The sequence below is a fragment of the Sinorhizobium fredii genome, assembly GCF_002944405.1.
Lineage (GTDB): Bacteria > Pseudomonadota > Alphaproteobacteria > Rhizobiales > Rhizobiaceae > Sinorhizobium > Sinorhizobium fredii_C.
This window is the reverse complement of record NZ_CP024309.1, coordinates 41,908-65,594: the sequence shown is the minus strand read 5'-3', so window position 1 is coordinate 65,594 and position 23,687 is coordinate 41,908. Positions and strand designations below refer to the sequence as shown.

Sequence of the window (23,687 nt, the reverse complement as noted above, 5' to 3'; positions counted from 1 at the left end):
CCGCCCGATGGACGGATTGCCTCGGGAATTAATCACGACGTCAGCCGATGGTCACAGGTTGACCACTCGCGACGGACTCCTCGATCGCTGCCAGGACCCTGGTATTGGCGAGGCCGTCGTTGGCGTCGGCAAGCAGGGGCACGTCGCGCACCACGCTGTCGACGAAGCGAGCAATCGACTCCTGCACGAAGCCGCCGATGCGGGTGGCGCCCGTCGGGGTCATGCCGATGTAGTCGTTGAACCTCATGCCGCCATCGACGATGCGGCGAAGGCCACCGCTATGGGTAGGATCGGCCTGGATCTGTCCCTTCTCGCCGACGAACTCGACCTTGAAATCGACGAGAGACGGATTGTCGCGCGCAAGGATCCAGCTGTTCTCCATGGTCACCACCGTACCCTTTGAAAACTCCAGGATCGACACGTGGAAGTCTTTTGTATCGACGCCGCCGGCCGACAATGTGCCGGAACGGGCAACAGCGTAGACGCGGGTAACCTCGTCTGCGAGGATGAAGCGCAGGACGTCGACGAGATGACTGCCCAGGAACCAGAGCGCTGAAGACTTCGCAGCCCAACTCAGCATCTGGAACGGCACGAACGTCGTGTTCGAAAGCCGCGCGGTGCCATGCTTTGCCAAGCCGATCTGACCGTCCTGAATCATGTCGCGAAGCTGAGCCAGGATGGGGTTCACACGGTTGTGGAAGTCGATCATCAGCTTGCCTTTGGACGTCGCCGCAGCTTCGGCGATGTCCTCAGCTTCTTTCACTGTCGTCGCCAGAGGCTTTTCGCTGAGCACATGCTTGTCGGCCTTCAGCGCCGCCAGGATGATCGGCGTGTGGGTGAAGTCCGGCGTCGCCACCGATACGGCGTCGATGTTCTCGCTGGCGATCAGCTTGTGATAGTCGGTGAACGCCTCAGCCGCTCCAAAACTCTCCTTCATCTTCACCGCCCTGCCCTCATCAAGGTCACAGACGCCGACAAGCTCAGTTTCCGGCAGGACATTGAAGGTGTGGGCGTGGTTGTTGCCCCAAAGGCCGGCGCCGATAACGCCCATGCGAAGTTTGCTCATTCAATTCTACTCCATTCAAAAGGGGGCGATCAGCCTTTCACCGAACCGAAGGTGAGGCCTCTGACGACGTAGCGGTCGAACACCAAAAAGATGATCATCGGCGGGATCATCGCGAGCACCGCGGCTGCGGCGATGTAGTTCCAGGTCACTCCGCTGGTTGCGAAATATCCGAGCGTCCCGATCGGAAGCGTGGCGGTCGAGCGCGAGCTCAGCACCAGCGGAAAGGCCGCGTTGTTCCAGGCAAAGACGAAGGCGAACATCGAGGTGACGATGATGCCGGGGCGAACGATCGGCAGCGTGATCCGCCACATGATCGTATGCCAGCGCGCACCATCGACACGGGCGGCCTCTTCGAGCTCCGCCGGCACCTCATCGATAAAGCTCTTCATCAGCCAGACGGAGAACGGGATCGTCAGGGTCTGCAGAACCAGCACCATCGACAAGTATGACCCTTGCAGGCCGACCCGCGTGATCAGCACGAAATACGGGATCAGGAAGGCGATCGGCGGCGCCATCAGCAAGCCGAGATACCAGAGCATGATGTTCTTCTTACCGCGCAGCTTGAAGCGCGAGAGCGCGTATGCCGCAGGCACCGAGAAAGGCAGATTGAGAAGCACCGCGCCGATCGCGACGATGAGCGAGTTCACCAGCTGCGGCGCATTGGTGCCGGGATCGACAAGGATATGGCGAAAGGCGTCGAGCGTCGGTTCGAAGGTGAGCTGCGGCGGCATCTCGAACGCCGTTTCGGCCGAACGGATAGCGAGTGCCAGGAACCACAGGATCGGACCAATGAAGACGGCCAGGAACAGCAGGCCGGCGGCATAGGTGAGCGCCGTGTAGAAGGTCGTGCGGCTTTTCATATCACCACTCCTCATTCCGGAAGGCGAAGAAGACGTAGAGGGCGACGATGATGTTGACGATCAGCACCGCTATCCACGTCTGAGCGCTGACAAGGCCGACATTGAAGTTGACGAGGCCCTGCTCGTAGAGCGAATAGCCGAGCGTGCGCGTCGAGGTGCCCGGTCCGCCGCGCGTCAGCACCAGCACCGTGTCGAAGGTGTTGAATATCTGCATGAAGCGCAGCATGACGATGATGATGGCGGTGCGCCGGATGAGCGGCAGCTTGATGCGCATCAGGATCGTCCAAGCCGAGGCGCGATCCAGCCTTGCTGCTTCAATGATCTCGTCGGGGACGGCGAGCAGGCTTGCATAGAGGACGATGGCGAAGAATGGCGTCCATTGCCAGATGTCGACGAACAGGATGGCGGCAAGCGCCGTCGACGGCGAGCCGAGAATGCCTTCTGCCGGCACGGGCAGCCAGAGAGACTGCAGGACCCAGGTCACCAACCCGCCGCCGGGGTCATAGAGATAGCGAAACAGGAAGCCGACGACGATCGGTGCAATCGTGGTCGGCAGGATCAGAAGCGCCCGCACGACATTCATGCCGGGCAGCGCCTTGAGCAGGACGAGCGCAATCGCCAGGCCGAGCGAGAACTCGGTCGCGGTGCCGACGACCGAGAGGATCAGCGTATTGGTCAGTGCCGCGCGAAAATCGAAGGCATTGATCGCCTGAACGTAGTTGTCCAAGCCGACGAAGGCCAAGGGCTGCGGCCCGACCTGCAGGTTCCAGAAATAGAAGCTCGATTTGAGCGCAAAGAGCAGCGGGTAGGCGATCAGCGCCAGCAGCATGACGACCGAAGGCGCGATCAACAGGTAGGGCAGGTTTCGCCTGACAAAGCTCTTGCGGACAGGCGCAAGCGCCTGCGGCGAGCGAATGGTTGTAGCGTGCATGGTGGGGGTCCAGTTCTTCTTCGCGCGTGACCGCCGGCGCGGGCGTACCGCGCCGGCACGAGGAGAACTCTATTACGCCTTGCCGAGCGTGCCGATCAGGGCCTTCGCCCCGTCGAGCGTGTCCGCGAAGCTTTCCTTCTGATAAGGAATCATCAGATTGCCCTTGAGGATGCTTTCGAACAGGCCGTTGGTGCGCTCGAGCGCAGTCTTCGGATCCTCACTGCCGGTGAGGAGCTGGTTCAATGTGAGGCCGAGCACGCTCTCGACGGCCGTATAGCCAGGGACCGGCGGGCGGGTGATCTTGCCGTTGCCCTGCTTCATCATCGCGTATTGGACGTCGAGGTAAGGATAGGCCGCCTTCACCTCCGCGTCCTCGTAGAGCGATGCGCGGGCGAAGTCGGAGAACTGGTAATTGAGGTCCGGCCAGAGCGCCATCTTCTTCTGGGTCGCCTTCGACGTCGCCCATTTGATGAAGGCGTAACCCGCTTCCTGCCGATCGGAGCTCGAGGGAACGCCGAGACTGTAGCCGCCGAGGCTGACGGTCTGCGGCAGGCCTTCGGCCTTGGGCAGGGCAGCGGTTGCGTATTTGTCCATGACATCCGACTTCTTGCCGGTCATGTAGCCGGAATTCTTGACCAGGTAGAAATACGGCGTCCACCAGTAGAACATGCCGATATCGCCCTTGGCAAAGCGGGTGCCGGCATCGAACCAGACATAATTGATCGCCTCGGGCGGCGAGAGCTTGTAGAGCTGGCGGTAGATCTCGACCGACTTTACCCAGGCAGGGCCGGTCAGTTCCGGCGAGAAATCCCAGGGAGCACCAGGGAAGGACTTGAACCAGCTGGCGCCATGGCTGACGGAAAGCTGCGTGAACATATGGGTGATCGGCGAGGGTTGCGAGCCGCAGACCACCGTCGGGAACAGCGGATTGCCGCCGAACGACTTGCCTTCGAGCGCCTTCAGCGTCTCAAGGTATTTCGTCCAGGTCCAGTCTTCCGAGCTTTCGGAGGGCGGTGCGGCGATGCCGAACTCATCGAAGATGTCCTTGCGGTACATGACGCCCTGCGCATAGGCCGCGACCGGCAGCGTACCGATCTGGCCGCGCCACATGTTCGAAGAATAGAGAACCTCGGGAATAAAATCCGAGAGATCGATGTCGCTGTCCTCAGCAATGAAGTCGTTCAGCGAAATGATCCAGCCGTTGTCTAGATACTGCCCCAGCCACATCTGGTCGACGGCTATGACATCGGCATCGGAGGTCTTGGCGACGAAGGCGGAAACAAGGCGGGTCTGCAGCGCATCATAGGAGAGGCTTTCCAACTCGACCTTGATGCCGGTCTCCTTCTCGTATTCCGGGATCATCGCTTTCATCGCGAAGAAGAACGGGTCTTCGACGGATAGTACCCGTACCGTGTCGGCGGCGGCTGCACGCCGTGGCGCCACCAGCGAGCTGACCCCTGACGCCAGGAGCGCTGCGGCGGACGCCGACTTCAGCATGTTCCGGCGCGACATGTTTCCGATATCAAATGTCATGAATGCCTCCTCAGTTGTCTGTAATCCAACCTCGATCGAATTCGGACCCCGGTTGGCGCCGTGCTCGACTTAGTTGTTACCCCTCGTCCGCCGTTTGCAGCAGTTTGTTTGTACTTCGCACAAACTTATGCTACTGTCAAGAAGTCGCCACAGAGTTTCCAGCGGTGCGGCCTCACCCGCTCGCGACCGGTCCTGGATGTGCGCGCGGACCCCGTCTGGTCGAGCAAGCGTTCACAGGCTAGAAAGACCAGCTGCCAAATCGGAGATGCAAGTTGAAATTCGAGAATCAACCACCTTATTCGCTCGGGCAGCGCAGTCCTTCCCAAAAGGACGCTGGCGACGGTGGCAACGTGACGCTTGTTTCACAGTCGACGCTGGGCGAGATCAATCGTGGCCGCGTGCTGCAGGCCCTGTACGACCACGGCCCCAAGAGCCGCGCGGAGCTTGCCCGTCTGGCAGGCGTGAACCGTACGACGATAACCGGCATCGTCCAGCCGATGATCGAAGAGGGCCTGCTCGTCGAAGGCGAAGCGGTCCCCTCCGACTTCAAGGGCGGCAAGCCGGCGCGTCCGATCTATTTCAATCCGGAAGCCCCGATGCTCGGCGCCGTGCTTCTCTTGCCGGGCAGAACCCAGACATGTCTCGTGACGCTAAGCGGCGAGATCAAGGCACTCACCAAGGCAGAATTCGATCCGCATGGAGACAGGGATGCGTTCCTGGCGATCATCAAGGACACCTTGTCTGCAACGCTCTCCCAGGCCCAACAGGCGCCCTTCGGGATCGGCATTGCCTCTGGCGGCATGATCGACAGCGATAACGGCGTGATCCTTGCGGTCAATCTCGCGCCGGTTCTGAGCGGCCTTCCCCTGGTCGACATCCTGCAGACGCATTTTTCGCTTCCCGTGGTCATCGATCACCACCCCCGCGCACTCCTCGTCGGCGACCGGTGGTTTGGACCGGGAAGAGGCCAGCAGACGTTCGCGGCCATCTACACCGGTGAAGTGTTGGGCGGAGCCTTCTACATCGACGGACGGGTTTATCGGGGGCTTGCCGGCTCCGGAGGCGAACTTGGCCATACGGTGGTTCAAATTGATGGCGAGCTCTGCAACTGCGGCAAACATGGATGTTGGGAGACAGTCGCGGCCCTGCCCTGGCTACGGCGAGAAGCGGCTCGGCTCGGTTTGGCGAACCCCGTAGGTGTCACCTCCGCTCGCCTCGTCAAAGAGGCCGCCGAAGGATCGGAGGCCGCCGATGTTCTGCTCGATCGCTATACCCGCAATGTCGCATTCGGGATCCTGAACCTGCAACAGACCCTGTCGCTCAACTCCTATGTCCTCCACGGCGACATCGCAGGAGGCGGTGCAGACGCCGCGGAACGCGTCAAGCAGCATGTCGAACACCTGGTCAGGAAGCGGCCAAACCAGGAGATTTCCATTACGGTGAACGGGATCGGAGAAGGTCACACCGCGTTACGCGGGGCCGCCGGCCTGGTCTTGTCCAGCCATCTCAAGTTGGTAATCTAGGCAGGAGAAGATGGCGACGGCCGCGTTGCCATCGTGAACGGGCAGTAGCAAGCAGGCCCACCGCTCCACGGATAGGCGGCACCGGTTTAATGGCGCGCCGTCGACTTGGGTAACCACCCTCCCCTTCCAACGAGATCACCAGTGAAGGAGCGCCCCTTCGGGACTCGACCGCAGCGGGGTCAGCCGGCGGGAGCGGTGCCGTCACGCACCTGTTGCGTCCTCGACCGGCCTCACGTCGCCGGCCTTCAACAGGTTTATCGGCCGGTGGTCATTTAAGCGCTCATCCGGATGGACAAGGAAGTTGAGGACCGTGCCACTGCACTATCGTTATGCGTCGTTACTGTCGGGCGAGACCACGACACGGATGAACACCATATCGGCCATGGTATCGCAGCAAATAGGTGCCGATGACACTGTTGGAACCTGGTCGCTCCTAAACCAAGCGATGGCCCCCGCGTCGTCACCGGCAACCGCTTGACCACTGATCCTTTCGGCCAACACATGATGAACCTCTGGACGCCTCCATTTGCGTGAGTGGTCCGATGCTCGGGACAAGATGAGGATCAAATAGATTGCGGGCGACAAATTGCCGGCTTAAAGCCCTTCAAGCGGCAATCAGCCGTGAAAGCGTCGAGGATTTGTTCATGGCCACTGGCACGATTAAGTTTTTCAATGGAGACAAGGGATTTGGCTTTATTACACCCGAAAATGGAGGGGCTGACGTGTTTGTGCATGTGTCTGCCTTGCAAGGTGGCAGTTCCCTGAGCGAAGGACAGAAAGTGAGCTACGACCTAGGTCAGGATCGCAAGACCGGAAAATCGAAGGCAGAAAACGTTCGCGTACTTTAACTGAGATCGTTCAATTCGTGGATCGGCCGCGGAGGCCGATCCTGTTCTGGTAGGCCGAGATCTCGACCGCGATGTGATCGAACCGTCGAACCGTGGAAGCCTTCGCGACGACCGTTGGGATGACGACCCATAGCGGGGGCGGCGGCGCCCTCTTTTAGTCGCCGCTCTGCCTTTTGCTTCTCATACGGCGCTCGGCTCGATAGCCACTTATTCAGTGTAGGGCTTGCCCATAGGCGCTCGAAATCCTCGAGGCTTGAATGTGGCCTCTAGTTTGAAATCGCTACTCCAAGAGTATCTCGCGATGTCGTGACGCTTGTCGACAGAACGGCAAGCATCGCAAAGGAATGAGCGCGTCAGATGAATGTCGCCCCCGCCACCCGATCGATGCCGCGCGGGGGGATCCACCAGGCGTCTCCACAACTGAGCTGGCGGCCGCAGAGCGCTGACTGAAAGAATGCGCGGTTGGCGACATTTTGGAGCAGGCCAATTGTCGGTTTCGGGAGCCAAATGTCGGCAAGTTGACAATGTATACGGTCAGACAAGGCGCAAGGCCAGAAATCTCAGATTGGTACGCCGCTTGCCTCGTTCACGGCATCATCACTTGAGCGTTTGCGAGAGCGAGATGGGTAGTTTGGCAACATTGAGAAAAGGCGGAAATCAGCTATGCCGCAAACTGATGTAGAGCGCTTCGTCAACGACTTAGGGGGAAAAGCGAGCCTGCTTGAAAACGTCAAACCAACTGCTACAGGCCTTGCAACGATCGCAGCGGTCGGAAAGAGCCTCGACTACAACATCACGCCTGACGAGGTGAAAAGTTACGTACGGCTGGCCAACCCACAGAGGGTGACTAGTAGTAAGAGGCTCGACGCCGAGGAAAAGTTCCCTGGCTTCGCCGCGGTCGTTGTACTTATTGTAGTTGTTGTTGCGGTGGCGACTTGACGTGATTCTGGCTCTGCCGGCATCGACTTGGCCGAGCCGTGCCAAGAGAACATGGAAGCCATCCAATTGAGAGAGAAACATGTCATCAAGCCTGCAAGGTATGGCTTCAGGGGCCGACCTGTGCCCTCGGGGCGAACACTGCCGACCGAATGTTGACCGGCGCACACCAGAGCAACTGCGCACGTTGTCACACGTCAAGCGCTTCATGGAACGGCTGTCTGGTGATGTAAAGTTCCGCAGGGCGCTTTCGGAGAACGTAGACGCGCCTGGAGCGGTAACAGAGCGCTACGGCATCGAAGTTGACCCAATGCAAATGCTGCCGCTCTGGCGCAGTGACCACCTGAATTACCGCTTCAAGCCGGAGTCTGCCCCCTGGCCATTGGCGATGATGTGGGATGACCATATCCGCGACATGTTGCGCCATCGCGACCGCCTGCGCGTCGAAGGCGATATGTCGAAGACCAACCCCCGATTTCATGCCTGGCGTGAGCGCCAGATGCGGCGCTGCAACGACGAATTGGGCGGATCGGCGCCCTCGATCACGCACCCCATTATCGCCTTTGAGCTGAGCGAAGGCTGCACCGTCGGCTGCTGGTTCTGTGGCCTCTCGGCCGATCGCTTTAAAGGCTATTATGACCACAGCGAAGAGCATGCAGAGCTTTGGCGCGGTGTGGTTGGTGTCGCAAGCGACATGTTTGGTTCGGCAGCCCGCACTGGTTTCTGCTACTGGGCCACAGATCCTATGGACAACCCGCACTACGATCAGTTTCTGTACGACTACTACCAAATCACGGGAGCATTGCCGCAAACATCGACAGCCGCCCCGCTCAAGGATGAGGCACTCACCAGGCGCGTGCTCGGACTCTTCGACCGTTACGGCACTACTACCAATCGTTTCTCCGTGCTGAGCACAGCACATCTCAATAAGATTCACATGGCGTTTTCGCCCGAGGAGCTGCTCGGGGTCGAACTCATCCTGCAGGGGAAGGAAGCACCGACCGCGAAGGCTTTCACCGGGCGCGCACGCGCGCGGAAGCAGAAGCTCAGAGTGGCCAACGAATGTGATGCAATCGCCTTGCCGGAGGGCTATCACACGACAATCGCCTGTGTTTCCGGCTTCCTCGTAAATATGCCGCAGGGACGTTCACAATTGGTGACGCCGGTACCGGGCAGCGAACGGTGGCCTCTCGGGTATCGCATTGTGGATCAACGTTGCTTCAGGACGCCTGACGAGTTTCGGGAGGGGCTGCAGAGCATGATGGATCAGCATATGCTCGAGAGCCCAGCCCCAGGCCTGCCAATTCGCTTCCGCAGCGACCTGCAATACAGGCCAGGAAACGGGTACTTCAAGCTCCGCTCACGCAACATGGAACACAGGGTGCTTGACGATGTCGCTCCGATTTCCGTTGGCCAACTAATCGCGTGCGGCAACTGCACAGCCTCGGAGCTCGTCAGGCGGGTCGCGACGGACGGGTCGAGCATACTTGCGGTCGCGGACCTGCTCGAACAGTTATACGCGGCCGGGGTGATCGAAGAGGACCTCGATGACCGCTTTGCTTGGCAGAACGGCGACGGGATGACGAGCCGCGTCGAAGGGGCCTGATGCGAAGGCCTTCGGGACGGGGATGTATATTGCGTCCCTCATTTGCCGGGGGGCCGAGCATGCGCACCGACCAGGTGAAAGAGTCGTCGTTTCACGGCGAGATTCGTGGTGATGGTCGTGTCCTTGCGCTTCCACCACCATCGCAGTCAGTTTCAGCGCAAGCACCGCATCGCTGGCTACGCCTGCAACCCGCCGAACTACCATCAAAGGTACCAGCATCGCGATGTTCGCGACCTCTGTCTGCGGTAGACCCCGTAATCAGTCGGAGGGCGTCCCGTCGCCGATACTTAGCAAAGTCGCGCAGGAGACACGAACGAGTACTGCCGTGACCGGGATGGCTTGCGTCGCTCTGGTAGTATTCGTAGTCTTACCAATCCAAACGTCTCCCGTAAGCCTTCTCTGCTGGGCTCCTCCAACCATTTGGGCCACGGATGGGTATTATCCAAACAATGGATTTTACCGATGACCGAGAATAGCGCATAGCGTCCTCGCGGTGCCCCGCCGTACGGCGGCATGATCACCGTTTGGATTCGTGCGAGGAAATTTGCATGACGTGGCCATCGTTCTTTCTGCGCCGATACCGATCCGGTTGGACTCGCCCTCGTGACGAAGGCGACCGCGCTGATCAGAAAGATTCGCCGGAGCAAAACAAATGCACATTCTCGATGTTGATCAGATGATCCAGTCCTTTGTGAAATCGCTAGAGCTGGTTGTGATTTTCGCTACCTTTTGCGCCGCGCTGGAGCTAACCCTTCCGGCTTATCGCTACAGTTTTGCCTCATACGTTCGCGGCGTGCGGAATTGGATTATTCGCCTCGGATGGGGTGCGTTGGTTTGGCACCTCTACGCCGTGAGCTTGGACTGGTTAGGGGTAAAGCCGCTCGTAACAATCGACTTCGGTACGTTGCTTCACTCCGAAAACGCAATCATTAACACTGGATTGGCCGTCCTTTCAGGGGTTTTGGTCGCGATTGCCGGCGACTTCTTTTACTACTGGATGCACCGCGCTCAGCATGCTGTTCCATTCCTCTGGCGTCTGCACGCTACTCACCACTCGATCCGCGAATTGACGGCATGGAATTGCAATCATCACGTTACCGAGCCCCTCATTTACGCAGCGTTAGTGGCCCTACCTCTCGCGCTTATCCACTTCGAATCTGGCGTAGTGCCCGTTGTTGCCATGACCCTGATTACGTTCCAGGCCCATCTTTCACACTCTAGCACCCGCATCAATCTTGGGCCGCTTCGGTACATCATTGGCGACAATAAGTTCCACCGCATTCACCACTCGATGGAACCGCATCACCGGCACCGAAACTATGGGTTCTTTACAACCCTCTGGGACACGATTTTTCTGACGGCATACTGGCCAAAAAAGAATGAGTGGCCAGAAGTTGGCCTCCGAGACCAGCCCGAGCCGCTCACCGTGCGCGATTACATTATGTTCCCATTCGATCGACGTCGCTGGCGTAGAGCTAAAGTCGGAAGTGATGTAGGGGCTGGGGATTGAATGGAAATCTACGCGAATCTGGCTGTCGAGATCCCAAAAACCATAAAGAATGTGCATCGACTTGAAGCGGGCACGGATGTTCGCGTCAACGATTTCTGGCGAAGATGCTACCGGCAGTGTGACCAGGACGTGTACTGATATTCGCCTCCGAATCAAGTAGGCGGATTACCATCATCTGGGTGGGTCGCGCAGCAAAGAAACGCATTCGGCCGCGAAGTGTCGCGGCGATGCGGCTGCCAAAGTGATTTCACTTGTGAGATGCAGGATTTCACATGATTGATAGGTCCCAGTACCGAGACGCAATGGCAGGTCTTGCTGCGGCAGTTAATATCGTTACGTCGAACGGGGCCGCAGGCCTTGCAGGATGCACAGTCACCGCAGCCTGCTCAGTGACGGACGAGCCGCCGACGCTCCTCGTCTGCATCAATCGCTCGAGCGCCACCAACGAAATCATTCGCAAGAATGGAAATCTTTGTGTCAACGTTCTGTCAGCCGATCAGCGTGACGTGGCGATGCAGTTTGCTACGAAGGGGCTGTCAGTCCGCGAACGGCTCGCCTGTGCTAAATGGGGTGCTCTTGAAACGGGCGCTCCGGTGCTCGATGGGGCTGTCTGTGCTTTCGATTGTCAGGTCGATTCTGCTTCGGAAGTGGGCACCCACACCGTTTTCTATTGCGGAGTGACGGCCGTTCGATACGAGGCCGGTTGCGATGGGCTCATCTATTTCGGGCGAGACTTCCACCGCGTTGGCGTCAGTGCTGCGCGTCTTGCCGAGATCCGGGCCTGAAGAAGATGGCAAGAGGATGATTTGCGTTCGCTTGCCGCTCCATGGAAGGCATTTGGCCAATGTCAAATGGCGTTCCTTCGCACACTGATCCTTGCCCGCCCGCCAAGGTGTCGGCGATGAGCGTCTGGTTTTCTTCCAGCGCAGGGATCGCGAATATGAAGCAGCAAGAGCCGTCACCTCAGCTAACCGGTGACCGGATCCGCAGATTAGCCGGTGGCATTTCCGCAGCAGCATTCCCTCCTGCAACTCCGCTCGAACCATCAGCGTAAATATGCTGATCTCAAAGGCACCCGAAAGCCGAGCGAGCAACATGGCCGGCGGGCTCGCCTCGCCGCCTCGCCGATCCTCTCGATCCCTCGAATCGCCAATCCGTGAGAGACATATACCTGAAATAAGGCTTCCTTCACTTCGGCCACTTCTCCGCCGTCTATCGGAAGGCCTAGGGAGAGAACCGTCCGATACGAAAAGGCGAGCGGCACTAACTTAGCCAGTTCGCCTCGTATGCATTTTCAGAAGCAGTGTTCAATTTGCGCATTGTTAAGCATCGTGGCTTGCGAGGCTTAGGTGTTGTTAAGCTTTACAACTGGATAACGGAACCAGTCCCTGGATTGCCACTGACTCAATAACCGTATGGAGTTGGCGCAAGACCCCGGCGGCGAGTTACGATTGCCCAAGCGAGTAGATGGGCGCCCCTTTGCTAATCGAATGATTCGAACGGCTGATTTCCTTAGTACCTAGACTCGGAAGCATGAGGTCTCCCTGTCCGAATTGCAGGAAAACCCGAATGAAACTATCGTCGCTTTCTCTCAAAACATCATTGATTGGTGCGATTTCGCTGCTGCTTCTGTTGCTCTCTGGCCAAGGTCTCTTCGCGCTCTCGTCAATCGGGCGGGTCTTCGGCGACGTCGAAACGATGGCGGCCAAATGGGTTCCAAGCATCGACATCACCAACAAGATCAACACTGCGATTTCCGACCTCCGTGGCTCGGAAAATCGGCATATCGTGAACCGCACCGAAGCCGGCATGAAGCGTGCCGACGACGCGCTCGCCGCCGATCTCAAGAAACTGGAAGAGCGGATGAGAATCTATGACGGGCTGGTTTACGCCCCGGAGGAGCGCGAGCTCTACGCCCAATTCAAGGATGTACTCGCCACCTATCTGAAGCAGCATGACGAGCTGATCGCGATGTCGCGCGCCGGTAAGAAGGACGAGGCGGGGGATTTCCTGACAAGCGCCATGCGTCAGAGCTACACCGAACTGGAGAAGCTGGCTGACGGGTTCCGTGACATCAATCTTGCCGGCGCGAAGCAGAGCTACGCGGACAGCTCGGCCGGCTTCGCCAGCGCCCGCATCGCCAACTTCATGCTGCTCGCTATCGCCTGCCTTGCCGGTCTCGGCGCCATGACCTTTGCGATCGTCGGCATTTCGCGCCCGATCAATCGGACGACCGCGGTCATGCGCACCCTCGCGGATGGCGATCTGTCGCTCGAAATTCCCTTTACCGACAGGGCGAACGAGATCGGCGCGATGGCGCGGGCCGTCGAGGTGTTCAAGCAGAACGGCATCAAGGTGCGCGAATTGAACGCACAGGAAGCGGCGCTGCAGGCGAAAAGCACCGATCTTCAGTCGAGCATCGGCGAGGTGGTGTCGGCGGCGGTTGCCGGCGATTTCACGCAACGCATCACCAAGACTTATGACAATGCCGATCTCGACCGCTTCGCCGCCCAGGTGAACGAACTGGTTACTTCCGTCGCGCGCGGTGTCGCCGAGACCCGCCGGGTGATCTCGGCACTGGCGGAGGGCGACCTCACGGAAACCATGCGCGGCGAGTTCCAGGGCGTCTTCGGCGAGCTTCAGTCCAACGTCAATCAAACTATGGCGAACCTGCGCTCCGTGCTCGGCGAGGTGCGTTCGGCGATCGACACGATCAATGGCGGCGCAGGCGAGATGCGGATTGCCTCGGGCGACCTGTCAAAGCGCACCGAGCAGCAGGCCGCCTCGCTCGAAGAGACCTCCTCGGCGCTGGAAGAAATCACCGCCGCGGTGAAGAGCTCTACGGAGCGGGCGACGGAGGCCAGCCACATGGTCGACGAGGCGAGGAAAAGCACGGAGCAGTCGAGCGCCGTCGTCAAGGATGCGGTCTCGGCGATGGGCCGGATCGAAGAGGCTTCCGGCGAGATCGGCCAGATCATCAACGTCATCGACGAGATCGCTTTCCAGACGAACCTCCTGGCGCTCAATGCCGGCGTCGAGGCGGCACGCGCCGGCGAGGCCGGCAAGGGCTTCGCCGTCGTGGCGCAAGAGGTGCGCGAGCTGGCGCAGCGCTCCGCCAATGCGGCCAAGGACATCAAGGCGCTGATCTCGCGCTCGGGCACCGAGGTCGAGGCCGGGGTGAAGCTGGTGACGGCGACCGGCGCGGCGCTCACCCTGATCGAGGGCCATGTGATCAAAGTCAACGAGCATGTCCATTCGATCGCGACCGCCGCCCGCGAGCAGTCGACCGGCCTGTCGGAGGTCTCGACGGCGGTCAACCAGATGGACCAGGTGACGCAGCAGAACGCGGCGATGGTCGAGGAATCGACGGCGGCCACGAACCGGCTCGCCGACGAGGCGGCGAACCTCGCCCGGCTCATCGCTCGCTTCAAGATTGAGGTCGGCACTGCCCCACGGGCGGCCGCCGCGGACACCCGTCCCGTCACCTCGCCAGCCCGCGCGCTCACGCGTAAGCTCGCCGGCGCCTTGGGCGGACGCGCGGCCACGGCGGCGGTCGCAGCCACAGCCAACTGGGAGGAGTTCTGATGGGACACCCGTTGCAATTTCCATTCGGTTCCGGCGCTCTGGTCGACAGCCTTGAAGCGGCAGCCGGTCTCGGCCGCGAAGAGGTGATCCGTCTGAAACAAATGCGCGACAACACCCTGCACGTGACCAATCAACTGAAAGCAAGCTTCGCCGAACTCTATCGTGCCCGGTTTGGCACGACACCGATCTCATTCGTTCTCGGATCTGAAAGCTAGGCCGAGACCGTCAGGAGCCGAAACATCCTTTGTCCATCGCATACGCGACCATGCGGTGGACGTACACCACAGGGTGGCAGCATTTCTTTCAGGACATTCATCGCGACAAGCCTGACTTTCCGTCGGAAACGGGCTGAGTTGAAATCATTCGCCGACACGCTTCGCAAATATCAGTTTGCGACAGCTGACGATGCCATCCGCCCGCAAGTCGAACAGCAATTTCGCTGAGCCGCGCTACTTGAATCGTTGGCACCGCCGAGCTCCAGTTCTCCGCGCGCAGCGGGTTAAACCAACAGCTCTCGATGCCCGAACTGGTTTGCCCCAAGAATGTCCGCATCCAGTCGGTCACCGACTATTATTTCAAGGCGCTTCGCCTGGACCGCCTCAATCCCGTTGGTGATGATCCTGACCTCGCCTACGCCAGCTAACCTCTCGCAGATTTCGGCCGCGCCCTCCACCAGCAAGACAGTTTCCGGTAGGAACTGCAGATAGCGTGCGCTTGCGGCTTCGGGATCGGCGTCGACGCCGTGCTGCTCGAAAACTCGCCGAAATCGCTCGATCTCAAAATCTCCTTTCGGACCATACCCTTCTCAAACTCCTGACCAGAGCAGCATGTTTTCCCTCTGGTAGTCGGCGAACAATGCCTCGTCCTCACCGTGATCCCCAAGCTTGACAATGCGCGGCTAAACCGGCCGCTGAGCATGCACCCTGCACTTTCGCCGGCGACGCCTATCAATGGATGCGTAAAGCGGTTTTGGCGGCCGTAATTGGCAAGCACCGCAACCTCCACGCCGCTGCGGTTGCCACCTTTGCCGACCATCCAAGTTTTCCGACGGCTCGGAAGGCAAAACTGGACCTGTTCGATGCCAGGTTGGGCGGCCAGGCCGCAATCACGCCGATCTCCTATCAGGAGATCATCGACATTGCTCGCCAAGTGGGCCTGGATCAGCAGCTTTGGGCCGACCTTTCTGCGTGGGTCGGCCAAAAAATCACGACGGTCTCATCTCGGCACTCAGAAACCGCCGTCGCCACCGGCTAGCAGAACACAGCGGATCGCTTCACGCCCCAATGGCCCTGCTACATGCACCGCATCCGGTTCCGGTCGATACATTATGCGACTTTTGAAGCACAGAACATGACCATACCATAGGCAAGCCCGACGTCTCTTCTCTTCAGACCTCTTGGAGGCGGCTCTGCAAAACCACGCAATCAATTATGTTTCGCACCTCCGGTTCGGTACCGCGAGGTGTTGCCTGCCCGCTATCGCCCGTTGCACTCTTTAAAGTTTCGTAGCTTGCCATATCGCAATCTCAGGCGTATATATTTCTAGTTCATTTTATACTGAAATTTCTAGTCTAATGCGCAGACAGAGATGCGTCAGTTTCTGCGTTCCAGCGAAGGCTACAGGCGCGAGACCCGATATCGCAGGACATATCTGAACAAGCGAATGCCAACGCGCGCAGCTGATGTTGACGCGCAATAGGAGCCGCTTTGTCGCGGCAAAATCGCCAAGGGAGGTTTGTGACTTCAACGCCCGCGGCGGCCGAAGTGTGGGGTGCATGGATAACAAACAAGTAGGCCCTCAGACCAAGATCGGACATCCGGCGCACAGTGGGCCGCATAGACATGGTCGCATCGGTCATTTCGTTGGGGACATCATGCCATGCAGAAGAACATCGTGCTTCTTGCAGACGGAACGGGCAATAGCGCTGCGAAACTGTTCAAGACGAATGTGTGGCGGCTCTACGAAGCGCTCGATCTCGGTGAGCAGGATCAGATCGCAAGCTTCAGCGACGGGGTCGGAACCTCCTCGTTCAAACCCTTCGAGGTGATCGGCCTGGCGCTTGGCTTCGGGGTGAAGCGACGTGTCATCGCTCTCTACAGGTTCCTCTGCTTGAATTTCCAGCCTGGCGACAGGATACATGTCTTCGGTTTTAGCCGCGGCGCCTTCACGATCCGTCTGCTGGTCGGGCTGGTCGCTCGCGAGGGACTGGTCGATTTCCAATCGCACGAGGAACTTGACCGCAACGCGCTTGCGGCCTACCGGGCGTATCGCAAGAAAGCATTTCCGTCACGACTGCCCTGGACGCAATGGGGGCGGAGCTTGCGGGACGCAGCCGTCAAGCGCTGGAACTGGTTGACGGGGAGCCGCTCGTACGATGAGGTCCGGCCCCGCTCCGGCCCTCGCTCGGCCGAAGAGGTGAAGATCGCGTTTGTCGGCGTGTGGGACACGGTTGGGGCATATGGTTTGCCGATCGATGAGTTGACCCGGGCGGTCAACCGGTGGATCTGGCCGATGACGTTCGAGAAATCTCACCTGCTGCCGTGTGTCGAGCGGGCCCGTCAAGCACTCAGCCTCGATGACGAGCGTCGGACGTTTTTCCCCATTCCATGGAGCCCGACGGGTGCCGATGGCAACGAAATAGGTCCGGACCGCCTATGCCAGCTATGGTTCGCCGGTGTGCACTCGAATATCGGCGGCGGCTATCCGGATGACCGCCTGGCCTATGTGCCTTTGTGCTGGCTCATAGAGGAAGCTCAAATTACCGGGCTGAGATTCAAGGCCGATACGGTCGCGAGATACGCCGATCTCGCCTCGGAGAACGGCCGGATCTACGATAGCCGCGCGAAGCTCGGCTTTTTCTATCGCTACCATCCGCGTGACAGCAAAACTCTATTGGGCCAATTCGCCCCGCTGGTAGATTGGAGCGTTCTGTTTCGCATGGCAGACGGTTCCGACGGCTACGCGCCTCTCGCCCTGCCGCTCGATTTTCGGATTCGAATGCCGAACGGCACTGTCGTGCCTTTCCTAACGCCGCGGACTGGGGATGCACCTTCGCCAAACTGCTCCGCTCTCCAGGCTCGTGCCCAAATGGTGCTCGCCGAGCTGCGGGAGCGTCAAGCGGCAGACGGGGCAGATCAGCTTGAACGCTTCGCCGTTATGCACGATACGATCTGGTGGCGCCGCGCCGTCTATTACGTGCTCCTGTTCCTCGTCCTGCTCGTCGCCTGCTACCCGCTATTCGCCGAATATGTATCATCCGGTCCGCTGGACCGGCTGGAAGATGGGGCAGTACCTATCGTCGGGCGCCTGACGGGCATTATCGAGTTCTTTACACCCGGTTTTGCCATGCCATGGCTGAATGCAATCGCCCGCAATCCGGCCGCGGCTGCCATACTTGCCGCCCTGGTGGCGGCCACGATGTGGCTGAGCGCATTTCTTCGTACGCGTATAGCCGATCGGGCCCGAATTGCTTGGTGCAGTGGCAGGTGGCGGCGCGACCAGTCATATTTCGCAAAGGAGCGGGCCGAACACCACAAGCGCCTTGCTGCCTCTGGCACCCTGATCTCCCTCATTGCTGCGATAGCGGCTGCCGCAACGGGTACGCAGATCGCGGCTGCATTTTTCGCGACGGCTGGGCTTTTGTGCTTCCTCGGCATGATCGGTATGAAAAGGGAGCGCCAAAGACTGACGAGTTCGCTTTTTCTGAGGTTTGCGCGGTCGGTGCGGACCAACCCGAAAATGATCGCGCTCTACAACGCCCTTCGTGAACATATCTTCCCGGCACTGTCTCTCGGCCTTGCAGGCCTTGCTGCCCTATTCCTGATCAACAAGGCGTCGGTCGATGTGGCCAGCGCCGCCGGCGCCTTCTGCGGGGACAACAATCCGTCTGATGAAAAAGTCGAAATATTGGGTAAGGACCAGGGGGATTTCAACCCGGCCTCAATGTGCTGGGACACGCAGATGGTTCTCCTTAAAGGAGAGCGCTACCGGATCACACTCGACATTCCGCCCGGATCGTCGTTGAAAGACGACAGCATCCGGTCTGGCGCAGCGGGAATGAAAATCCGGTCCTTCAGACAAGCCGTTGGAGTTCCGCTCAGAAGGTGGTGGGGACAGCCTTATTTTCAATTGATCGCCCGTATCGGCAGCCGCGGCGCCGATGAGCAGGCGGTAGTGCCTATCAGGCTGCGAGCCCCCAAGCCAGAGGACATTTCGCGTGCCGCTTTCCTGTTTACGCCACGCGAAACCGGACGGCTTTACCTCTACCTGAACGACGCTGCAGTTGGCCTACCGGGATTTTACGATCTCTTCTATCGGAACAACAGCGGCGCCGCCCGGGTCACTGTGGAGAATGTCAGCGGCTATTGAGCGTCGCATCATCGGCAGCGCAACTCGTCTTGCGGCTCGCTCGCAATTTTCAGTTGTTCCTAATGAAACAGCGCACGAGACGACGTCATGGTAGGTAGAACGATCGAGGAGGTACGGGTCAATGCGCCGCGTCTATCTGCTCATGGCAACCATCGGATTTCTGGTCTGCGTCGCCGTTTCGGCCGTCTTCATACGAATGGACTTTTTCGGGCGCTTGCTGGCTGACAAGGTGCTGGCGAACGCCGCCATGCCGACGGAAAAGGAGATGCCACCCACTTCCGGGCAGATCCCCTTTTCCTCTGCGGATATCCAGATCATCGGCGGACGGGGAGAAGGGTTGAGTTGCAGCCTGCCCAGACTTTTGGCCGACCTCGCCTTTCCCCAAAAAGAAGGTCGCGACGCAATCGGCCTCCAGATGCGGCAGGCCTGTGCCACGCACGATTACTGCTACAGGCACGGTGCGGCCACCTATGGCTACACCCAAGCCGATTGCGACTTCCTGCTCCAGGAGCACGCATTTCGGCTTTGCTATTTCATCGAGAGGCGGGAACCGGGAAGTGACATGGAGGCCAAACAAAGCAAATGCATTCGTGATGCCAGGCTCGTGACCCTCGGCGTTCGCGCCGGCGGGAGTGATTCATTCCGGCCGCTGAACCCGAGTGTCGATGCATTGTCGCAGGGCCTCGAAAACAAGGCAGGACTTGATGGCAGAGCATCGACCTATTTCGAGTTCGATCCCTATCCCGTTCGATCTCTTTCCTACGCCGTCTACCGAATTGCGGATGCCTACGACCCGGAGAGGAAGCACCAGGGACTGAAGGCGCTTTACAAGTTCTCGATGCGGCCTTCCGGCATGTTCGTCTCCGTAGCTCCAATAAGCAAACATGCGAAGTTTGGCGCGCTTAAGCTCCACGTAAAGCTGCCAGGTGATCCGTCCTACATCGTCAATGCCCCGGTTGTCGTCGCCACGACACATGGCGGCAAGAAGGAAGACTGGTTCGTATGGTGGCAGCGACGCGGCCTCAGCGAAACCGGCGGCCGCATCCTGGCGATTGCTCCGGGGCGGGCGACCAACGAGGATTGGAACTGCCTCTACCTCGCCGGCATGACCGATGAGATGCTCGGTGACCACGATCCGTGCGGCGCGCGCAGTACCATAGCAGTAGTCGAAGTGGGCAATGCCGGGAGTCCCGACGATGGCGGGTTTTCCCAGGTTGTCGCGGCCCACGGCGCGCAGCCTGCGCCAGATACGCTTCACTTAATGGCGTTGCAAACGAACAGCTGCCTCGGAAACGGTGCCAACGCTCCCTGTTTTCGCGACATTCTCATCAGTACGGCGCTACGCCGCAAGCACCAGGTGCAAGAACCCCTGCGGGTGACGGACCAGCTTGCGAAAGAAACCCCCGGAAAGGAACAGGAAGAAAGCGACGTCTATCGCAACTACGTCGCTGCTCCACTGGTCTTCCAGTCACCCATGGAACGCGATCCTCTCATGACCTGGGCGCGGCGGGACAAGGACTATGAATCGAAGGCCCTCGTTCGACGCATCGGTATCGCGCGCAAGACCGCAAGGCCCAAGAATGATACCGGTCGGTCGCGCGGTTCCGTGTGGCTCGCCGACATACAGGAAAGCGATGAACCCCTTTTCGCCTTGGGTCGGACAGGCGAGCGCCAATCCTTGGTTGCAATACGGAAGTCCGACGATACGGGCGTGAGCCGCGTGGAGATCCGCCAATGGCGCCTGCCGGGGCTACGGGACGACGACACGGGTGAGGCGCCGTTGATCGAAGCGAACACCGCGGCGTGCCAGCCGAAATTCGAAGGCACATGGCTGGCCAGGCCACCGATTGTTTTTTCCGTCGGATCGGACGAAGCGATCGTCCTTTTGTCGCGCATCGTCGGCACGAAGGACGAAAACGGAGGCTACGGGTTGGAATTGGCCACACTCAAGATCAGAACCGATGGACGCTGTTCCGAAAGTCTTTTCACCGGGCCGATGATCCCTGCGGTGACGCTGATACCGAACGCGACCAAGGATGACCAGAACACACCGCAACCAATCCTGAAGCAGAAGCGCCTCGAACTCATACGGCGGACCCCGACACTTGTTGACGATTTGGATGGAGACAACACGCTCGAAGTGGTCTTTCCCGGCGCGGGTAGCCCTCCGAACGCAAGGATGATGGCGCGGGTCAGCAAAGACGGGATTTTCTTGCCCGAGCAGGTCGTGGCGGAAAGCATGGTCCAAAAGTAAATGCGTCGCTTTTTTAGCTTTGAAGAGGCCATTCAAGTAATGGGAGGCTGAAGTGAGGACAAGTCTACGCGGCATTTGCGCAATGCTTGCCGAAGAGGCGATCGTCTTGGCGGGTTACAACGACGGTACGGGCACCATGACGATCGGCGCCGGCCACACCGCGGCTGCCGGTCCACCGGTCCCCCGCTCCGGAATGACGATCTCGCTCACCGAGGCCATAAATATATACCGCAACGACCTCGCCAAGACAGAAAGTCAGGTCCAGTCTGCGGTCAGAGCCGTGCTCTCACAACACCAGTTCGATGCTCTCGTCTCCTGGCACTTCAACACAGGTGCGATTTCAAGCGCCACGTTGACGCGGAAGCTGAACACCGGAGACGTGGCTGGCGCTGCAGCCGAGTTCGCACGCTGGAACAAGAGCAAGGGAAAGGTCCTTGAGGGCCTTATCGCCCGCCGCGAGCGTGAGACGGCGATGTTTTCAAAGGGCGATTATGGCAATCCAAAAGTTCGTGTCCTGGAGACCAAGGGCGGCCCGGAGGAGATCTTCACCGCCGACCAGATCGAAGCGCTCCTTGGCGGTGCGGTGAGCTCGGAGGACGAGCAGTCCACCGAAGAACTGCTGGCTAATCCGATCTCGCAGCTTCTGCCGCTCCAACGCCCGAAACAGACGGCTGCGATCACACGGGCCGTGCTCCAGAAATTCCACGACCTCATGCCCGCGGATGGGCACAACGACTCGGTGGCAGTGGTGGCTGTTCGGGGCTATTACCTGAACACGTTGGGCAAGGAAGGTGCCAACGATCGCGGGGTCTATGACGATGCCATGTTCGTCGTTGAGCCTGAAGGCGTACACAACTTTAACAGCAATACCGACCCTGGACGGTTCGGTCGTGGCATTGCAAGGTTGAAATCGCGCCAAGCTATCCGATACCGCCCTGGCCCACACGGTTTTTCGCGCAAGAACGGACCCTATCCCGCTTTTCGACAGGATAGCAACTGTACTGTTATCCGCGACGAGACCGGTGAGGACACGGATTCGCCTAGCGGCCGCTTCTGGATCAATCTCCACCGCGGCGGCATCACAACGACCTCCAGCCTCGGCTGCCAGACAGTTCCGCCGCACCAATGGAATGAATTCAAGACGCTAGTGGATGGCCTGCTGAAAAAGCACAGCCAGGAGACTTTCTATTACTTGCTCGTCGATCAGGAAGATATTCCACAGGAGGAAACGACCGTGCCCGCCATTCCGCAGCCCACGCCTATGACGACCGAGGTCAACCTCGCACAACTGGCGCAACAGATTTTGACGCTCGCCGCTACATTGCGCGGACGAACGACGCCGAACCAGGCTGACATGATCTGGCTACAGGACCTTCTGCGGATGATTATGGCCGAGCCGACCACATTCAATGGTGAGATTTTGAATGGCAAGAAACAGGATATCCTTGCTTCGACGAGCGACCCCGAACTGACTCCGGTCAACGGCGCGCTCGGCAAGGCGATTGGGCATGCTCTCGACGGTCGCAAAACTGCAATCGGTGTGGTCGGCATGCTCGCGACAACCATTTTGCCGATTTTCCTCCCGCAGCTGGCGCCGGTAGCAGCGATTGCCGCGCCGCTCATAGACGGCGCTGCCAACGCCGGCAATGCCGCAGCCGCGGCAACGCAGGCCGGAGGTGGGCTTGGCCGAGAGCTTGTGGCAGCTTCCTTCCCAGTATTTGCTGCGATGACTGGCTGGGGCGCAATGGGCAAGATAGAAAAGTGGGTCCGAGCACTGAGAAATGGGTTCGTAGCTCCGACCGCTACGAACTAGCGTGGCCGTTCCCAGCCAGATCTCAAGCGCGGCGGACTGTGTACTGGAGGTGAGGAGAAGTCCACCTCGTTCGCATCCGTAAAAATTAGGTGTCACTTCCGGGACCTTTGCTTAGCCCGCTTCTCGCAACGCCGTTCGATACTGAAGATCACGTTGGGGAGCCAAACCAGTCGAACTACCTCCAGCGTCTACAAGCCTGCACTTTTTAATATCGGGATCTCGGGGGATGGAGTTGACGAACGACAGGGAACTGAACATAGTATAAATCCTTCGAGGGGCAAAAACATGAAGAAGTCAAATGCGGATATCGCCGACGAATTAGTATCGTATATGAAATTCGTTTTGAAGCCGACCAAGTATTTTGGGCCGCCTGTTCCAATCGTTCCATTTGCTGATTGGGACTACTACTACGTGGAACGTTTACTTGAGTGGACGCCAACTTCAAGAACCCTGATGACTGTGAAAGATGTGAAGGTGCCGAGAGGATTCGTCACAGATCTGGCAAGCATACCCCGGCCGCTTTGGTCGATTCTACCCCGACAGGCTCGGTACACGTATCCCGCAGTGCTTCACGATTTTCTATATTGGTTCCAACCATGCGAGCGTGAAGAAGCTGACGACGTGCTCCGGCTGGCAATGGAAGAACTTGACGTGCCGGCGGCCACCTCATCTACAATATATGGTGCTGTTCGAATGGGTGGGGCTGCCTCGTGGCGGGAAAACGCAGAAAGAAGGGCGGCTGGTGAACGGCGGATTTTGGTAGATTTCCCCCCCGACCCCAAGATTACTTGGGCGATTTGGAAGGCAGATCCAAACAAGTTTCAAGCGGATCCGAACGTTTTCCAATAGGTATG

The 23,687-nt window shown here is 59.1% G+C and carries 18 protein-coding genes; 13 read left to right on the top strand and 5 right to left on the bottom strand.

Annotation, left to right across the window (positions count from 1 at the left end; all coding sequences use genetic code 11):
* Nucleotides 1–40: 40 nt before the first annotated feature.
* From NXT3_RS21530 to NXT3_RS21515, 4 genes are all read right to left on the bottom strand, one after another.
* Nucleotides 41–1,066 (bottom strand): Gfo/Idh/MocA family protein, encoded by a 1,026-nt coding sequence (locus NXT3_RS21530; protein ID WP_104840395.1) that lies wholly within the window; start codon nt 1,064–1,066, stop codon nt 41–43.
* A 29-nt stretch (nt 1,067–1,095) separates the two neighbouring features.
* Nucleotides 1,096–1,926: a carbohydrate ABC transporter permease gene (locus tag NXT3_RS21525; RefSeq protein WP_104840394.1), complete on the bottom strand. Its 831-nt coding sequence runs from the start codon at nt 1,924–1,926 to the stop codon at nt 1,096–1,098.
* A gap of 1 nt (nt 1,927) precedes the next feature.
* The gene (locus tag NXT3_RS21520) at nt 1,928–2,857 is read right to left on the bottom strand and encodes a carbohydrate ABC transporter permease (RefSeq protein ID WP_104840393.1); all 930 of its coding nucleotides are present in this window, start codon (nt 2,855–2,857) and stop codon (nt 1,928–1,930) included.
* A 72-nt stretch (nt 2,858–2,929) separates the two neighbouring features.
* The gene (locus NXT3_RS21515) at nt 2,930–4,390 is read right to left on the bottom strand and encodes an ABC transporter substrate-binding protein (RefSeq protein ID WP_104840392.1); all 1,461 of its coding nucleotides are present in this window, start codon (nt 4,388–4,390) and stop codon (nt 2,930–2,932) included.
* Between the two features lie 272 nt (nt 4,391–4,662).
* Between NXT3_RS21515 and NXT3_RS21510 the strand changes: the two genes are divergently transcribed.
* The 8 genes from NXT3_RS21510 (at nt 4,663) to NXT3_RS21470 (ending at nt 14,613) form a co-directional block, all read left to right on the top strand.
* Nucleotides 4,663–5,913 carry an ROK family transcriptional regulator gene (locus tag NXT3_RS21510; protein WP_104840391.1) on the top strand — a complete coding sequence of 417 codons (1,251 nt, stop codon included), beginning with the start codon at nt 4,663–4,665 and terminating at the stop codon, nt 5,911–5,913.
* 644 nt (nt 5,914–6,557) lie between these two features.
* A complete protein-coding gene (locus NXT3_RS21505; RefSeq protein ID WP_018097662.1) occupies nt 6,558–6,761 on the top strand; it encodes a cold-shock protein in 204 nt (67 codons plus the stop codon).
* Between the two features lie 663 nt (nt 6,762–7,424).
* Complete coding sequence (locus tag NXT3_RS21500) at nt 7,425–7,700, top strand: hypothetical protein (RefSeq protein WP_104840390.1); 276 nt, start codon at nt 7,425–7,427, stop codon at nt 7,698–7,700.
* A 205-nt stretch (nt 7,701–7,905) separates the two neighbouring features.
* Complete coding sequence (locus NXT3_RS21495; RefSeq protein ID WP_234828197.1) at nt 7,906–9,303, top strand: radical SAM family RiPP maturation amino acid epimerase; 1,398 nt, start codon at nt 7,906–7,908, stop codon at nt 9,301–9,303.
* 652 nt (nt 9,304–9,955) lie between these two features.
* Complete coding sequence (locus NXT3_RS21490) at nt 9,956–10,813, top strand: sterol desaturase family protein (RefSeq protein ID WP_104840388.1); 858 nt, start codon at nt 9,956–9,958, stop codon at nt 10,811–10,813.
* A 272-nt stretch (nt 10,814–11,085) separates the two neighbouring features.
* On the top strand, nt 11,086–11,598 hold the full coding sequence (locus NXT3_RS21485) for a flavin reductase (protein WP_037381191.1): 513 nt from the start codon (nt 11,086–11,088) through the stop codon (nt 11,596–11,598).
* Between the two features lie 784 nt (nt 11,599–12,382).
* Nucleotides 12,383–14,398, top strand: coding sequence for a HAMP domain-containing methyl-accepting chemotaxis protein (locus tag NXT3_RS21475; protein ID WP_104840387.1), 2,016 nt, complete (start codon nt 12,383–12,385; stop codon nt 14,396–14,398).
* A complete protein-coding gene (locus NXT3_RS21470) occupies nt 14,398–14,613 on the top strand; it encodes a hypothetical protein (protein WP_104840386.1) in 216 nt (71 codons plus the stop codon). Before NXT3_RS21475 ends, NXT3_RS21470 begins: the two co-directional genes overlap by 1 nt.
* A 284-nt stretch (nt 14,614–14,897) precedes the next feature.
* On the opposite strand, the gene NXT3_RS32610 is transcribed toward NXT3_RS21470, so the two are convergent.
* Entirely contained in the window at nt 14,898–14,942 is a 45-nt protein-coding gene (locus NXT3_RS32610) for a hypothetical protein (RefSeq protein ID WP_234828196.1), read from the bottom strand.
* Between the two features lie 410 nt (nt 14,943–15,352).
* Here NXT3_RS32610 and NXT3_RS21460 point away from each other — a divergent pair, with 410 nt between their 5' ends.
* The 5 genes from NXT3_RS21460 to NXT3_RS21440 all read left to right on the top strand — a co-directional run bounded on the left by NXT3_RS21460 (nt 15,353) and on the right by NXT3_RS21440 (nt 23,682).
* Nucleotides 15,353–15,652, top strand: a complete 300-nt coding sequence (locus tag NXT3_RS21460; protein ID WP_423828005.1) for a hypothetical protein — start codon at nt 15,353–15,355, stop codon at nt 15,650–15,652.
* Between the two features lie 624 nt (nt 15,653–16,276).
* Complete coding sequence (locus tag NXT3_RS21455) at nt 16,277–18,766, top strand: T6SS phospholipase effector Tle1-like catalytic domain-containing protein (protein ID WP_104840385.1); 2,490 nt, start codon at nt 16,277–16,279, stop codon at nt 18,764–18,766.
* A 121-nt stretch (nt 18,767–18,887) separates the two neighbouring features.
* Complete coding sequence (locus NXT3_RS21450; protein WP_104840384.1) at nt 18,888–21,020, top strand: hypothetical protein; 2,133 nt, start codon at nt 18,888–18,890, stop codon at nt 21,018–21,020.
* A gap of 82 nt (nt 21,021–21,102) precedes the next feature.
* Nucleotides 21,103–22,833 (top strand): lysozyme, encoded by a 1,731-nt coding sequence (locus NXT3_RS21445; RefSeq protein WP_234828189.1) that lies wholly within the window; start codon nt 21,103–21,105, stop codon nt 22,831–22,833.
* A 285-nt stretch (nt 22,834–23,118) separates the two neighbouring features.
* Complete coding sequence (locus NXT3_RS21440) at nt 23,119–23,682, top strand: DUF1353 domain-containing protein (RefSeq protein WP_104840382.1); 564 nt, start codon at nt 23,119–23,121, stop codon at nt 23,680–23,682.
* Nucleotides 23,683–23,687 lie beyond the last annotated feature (5 nt).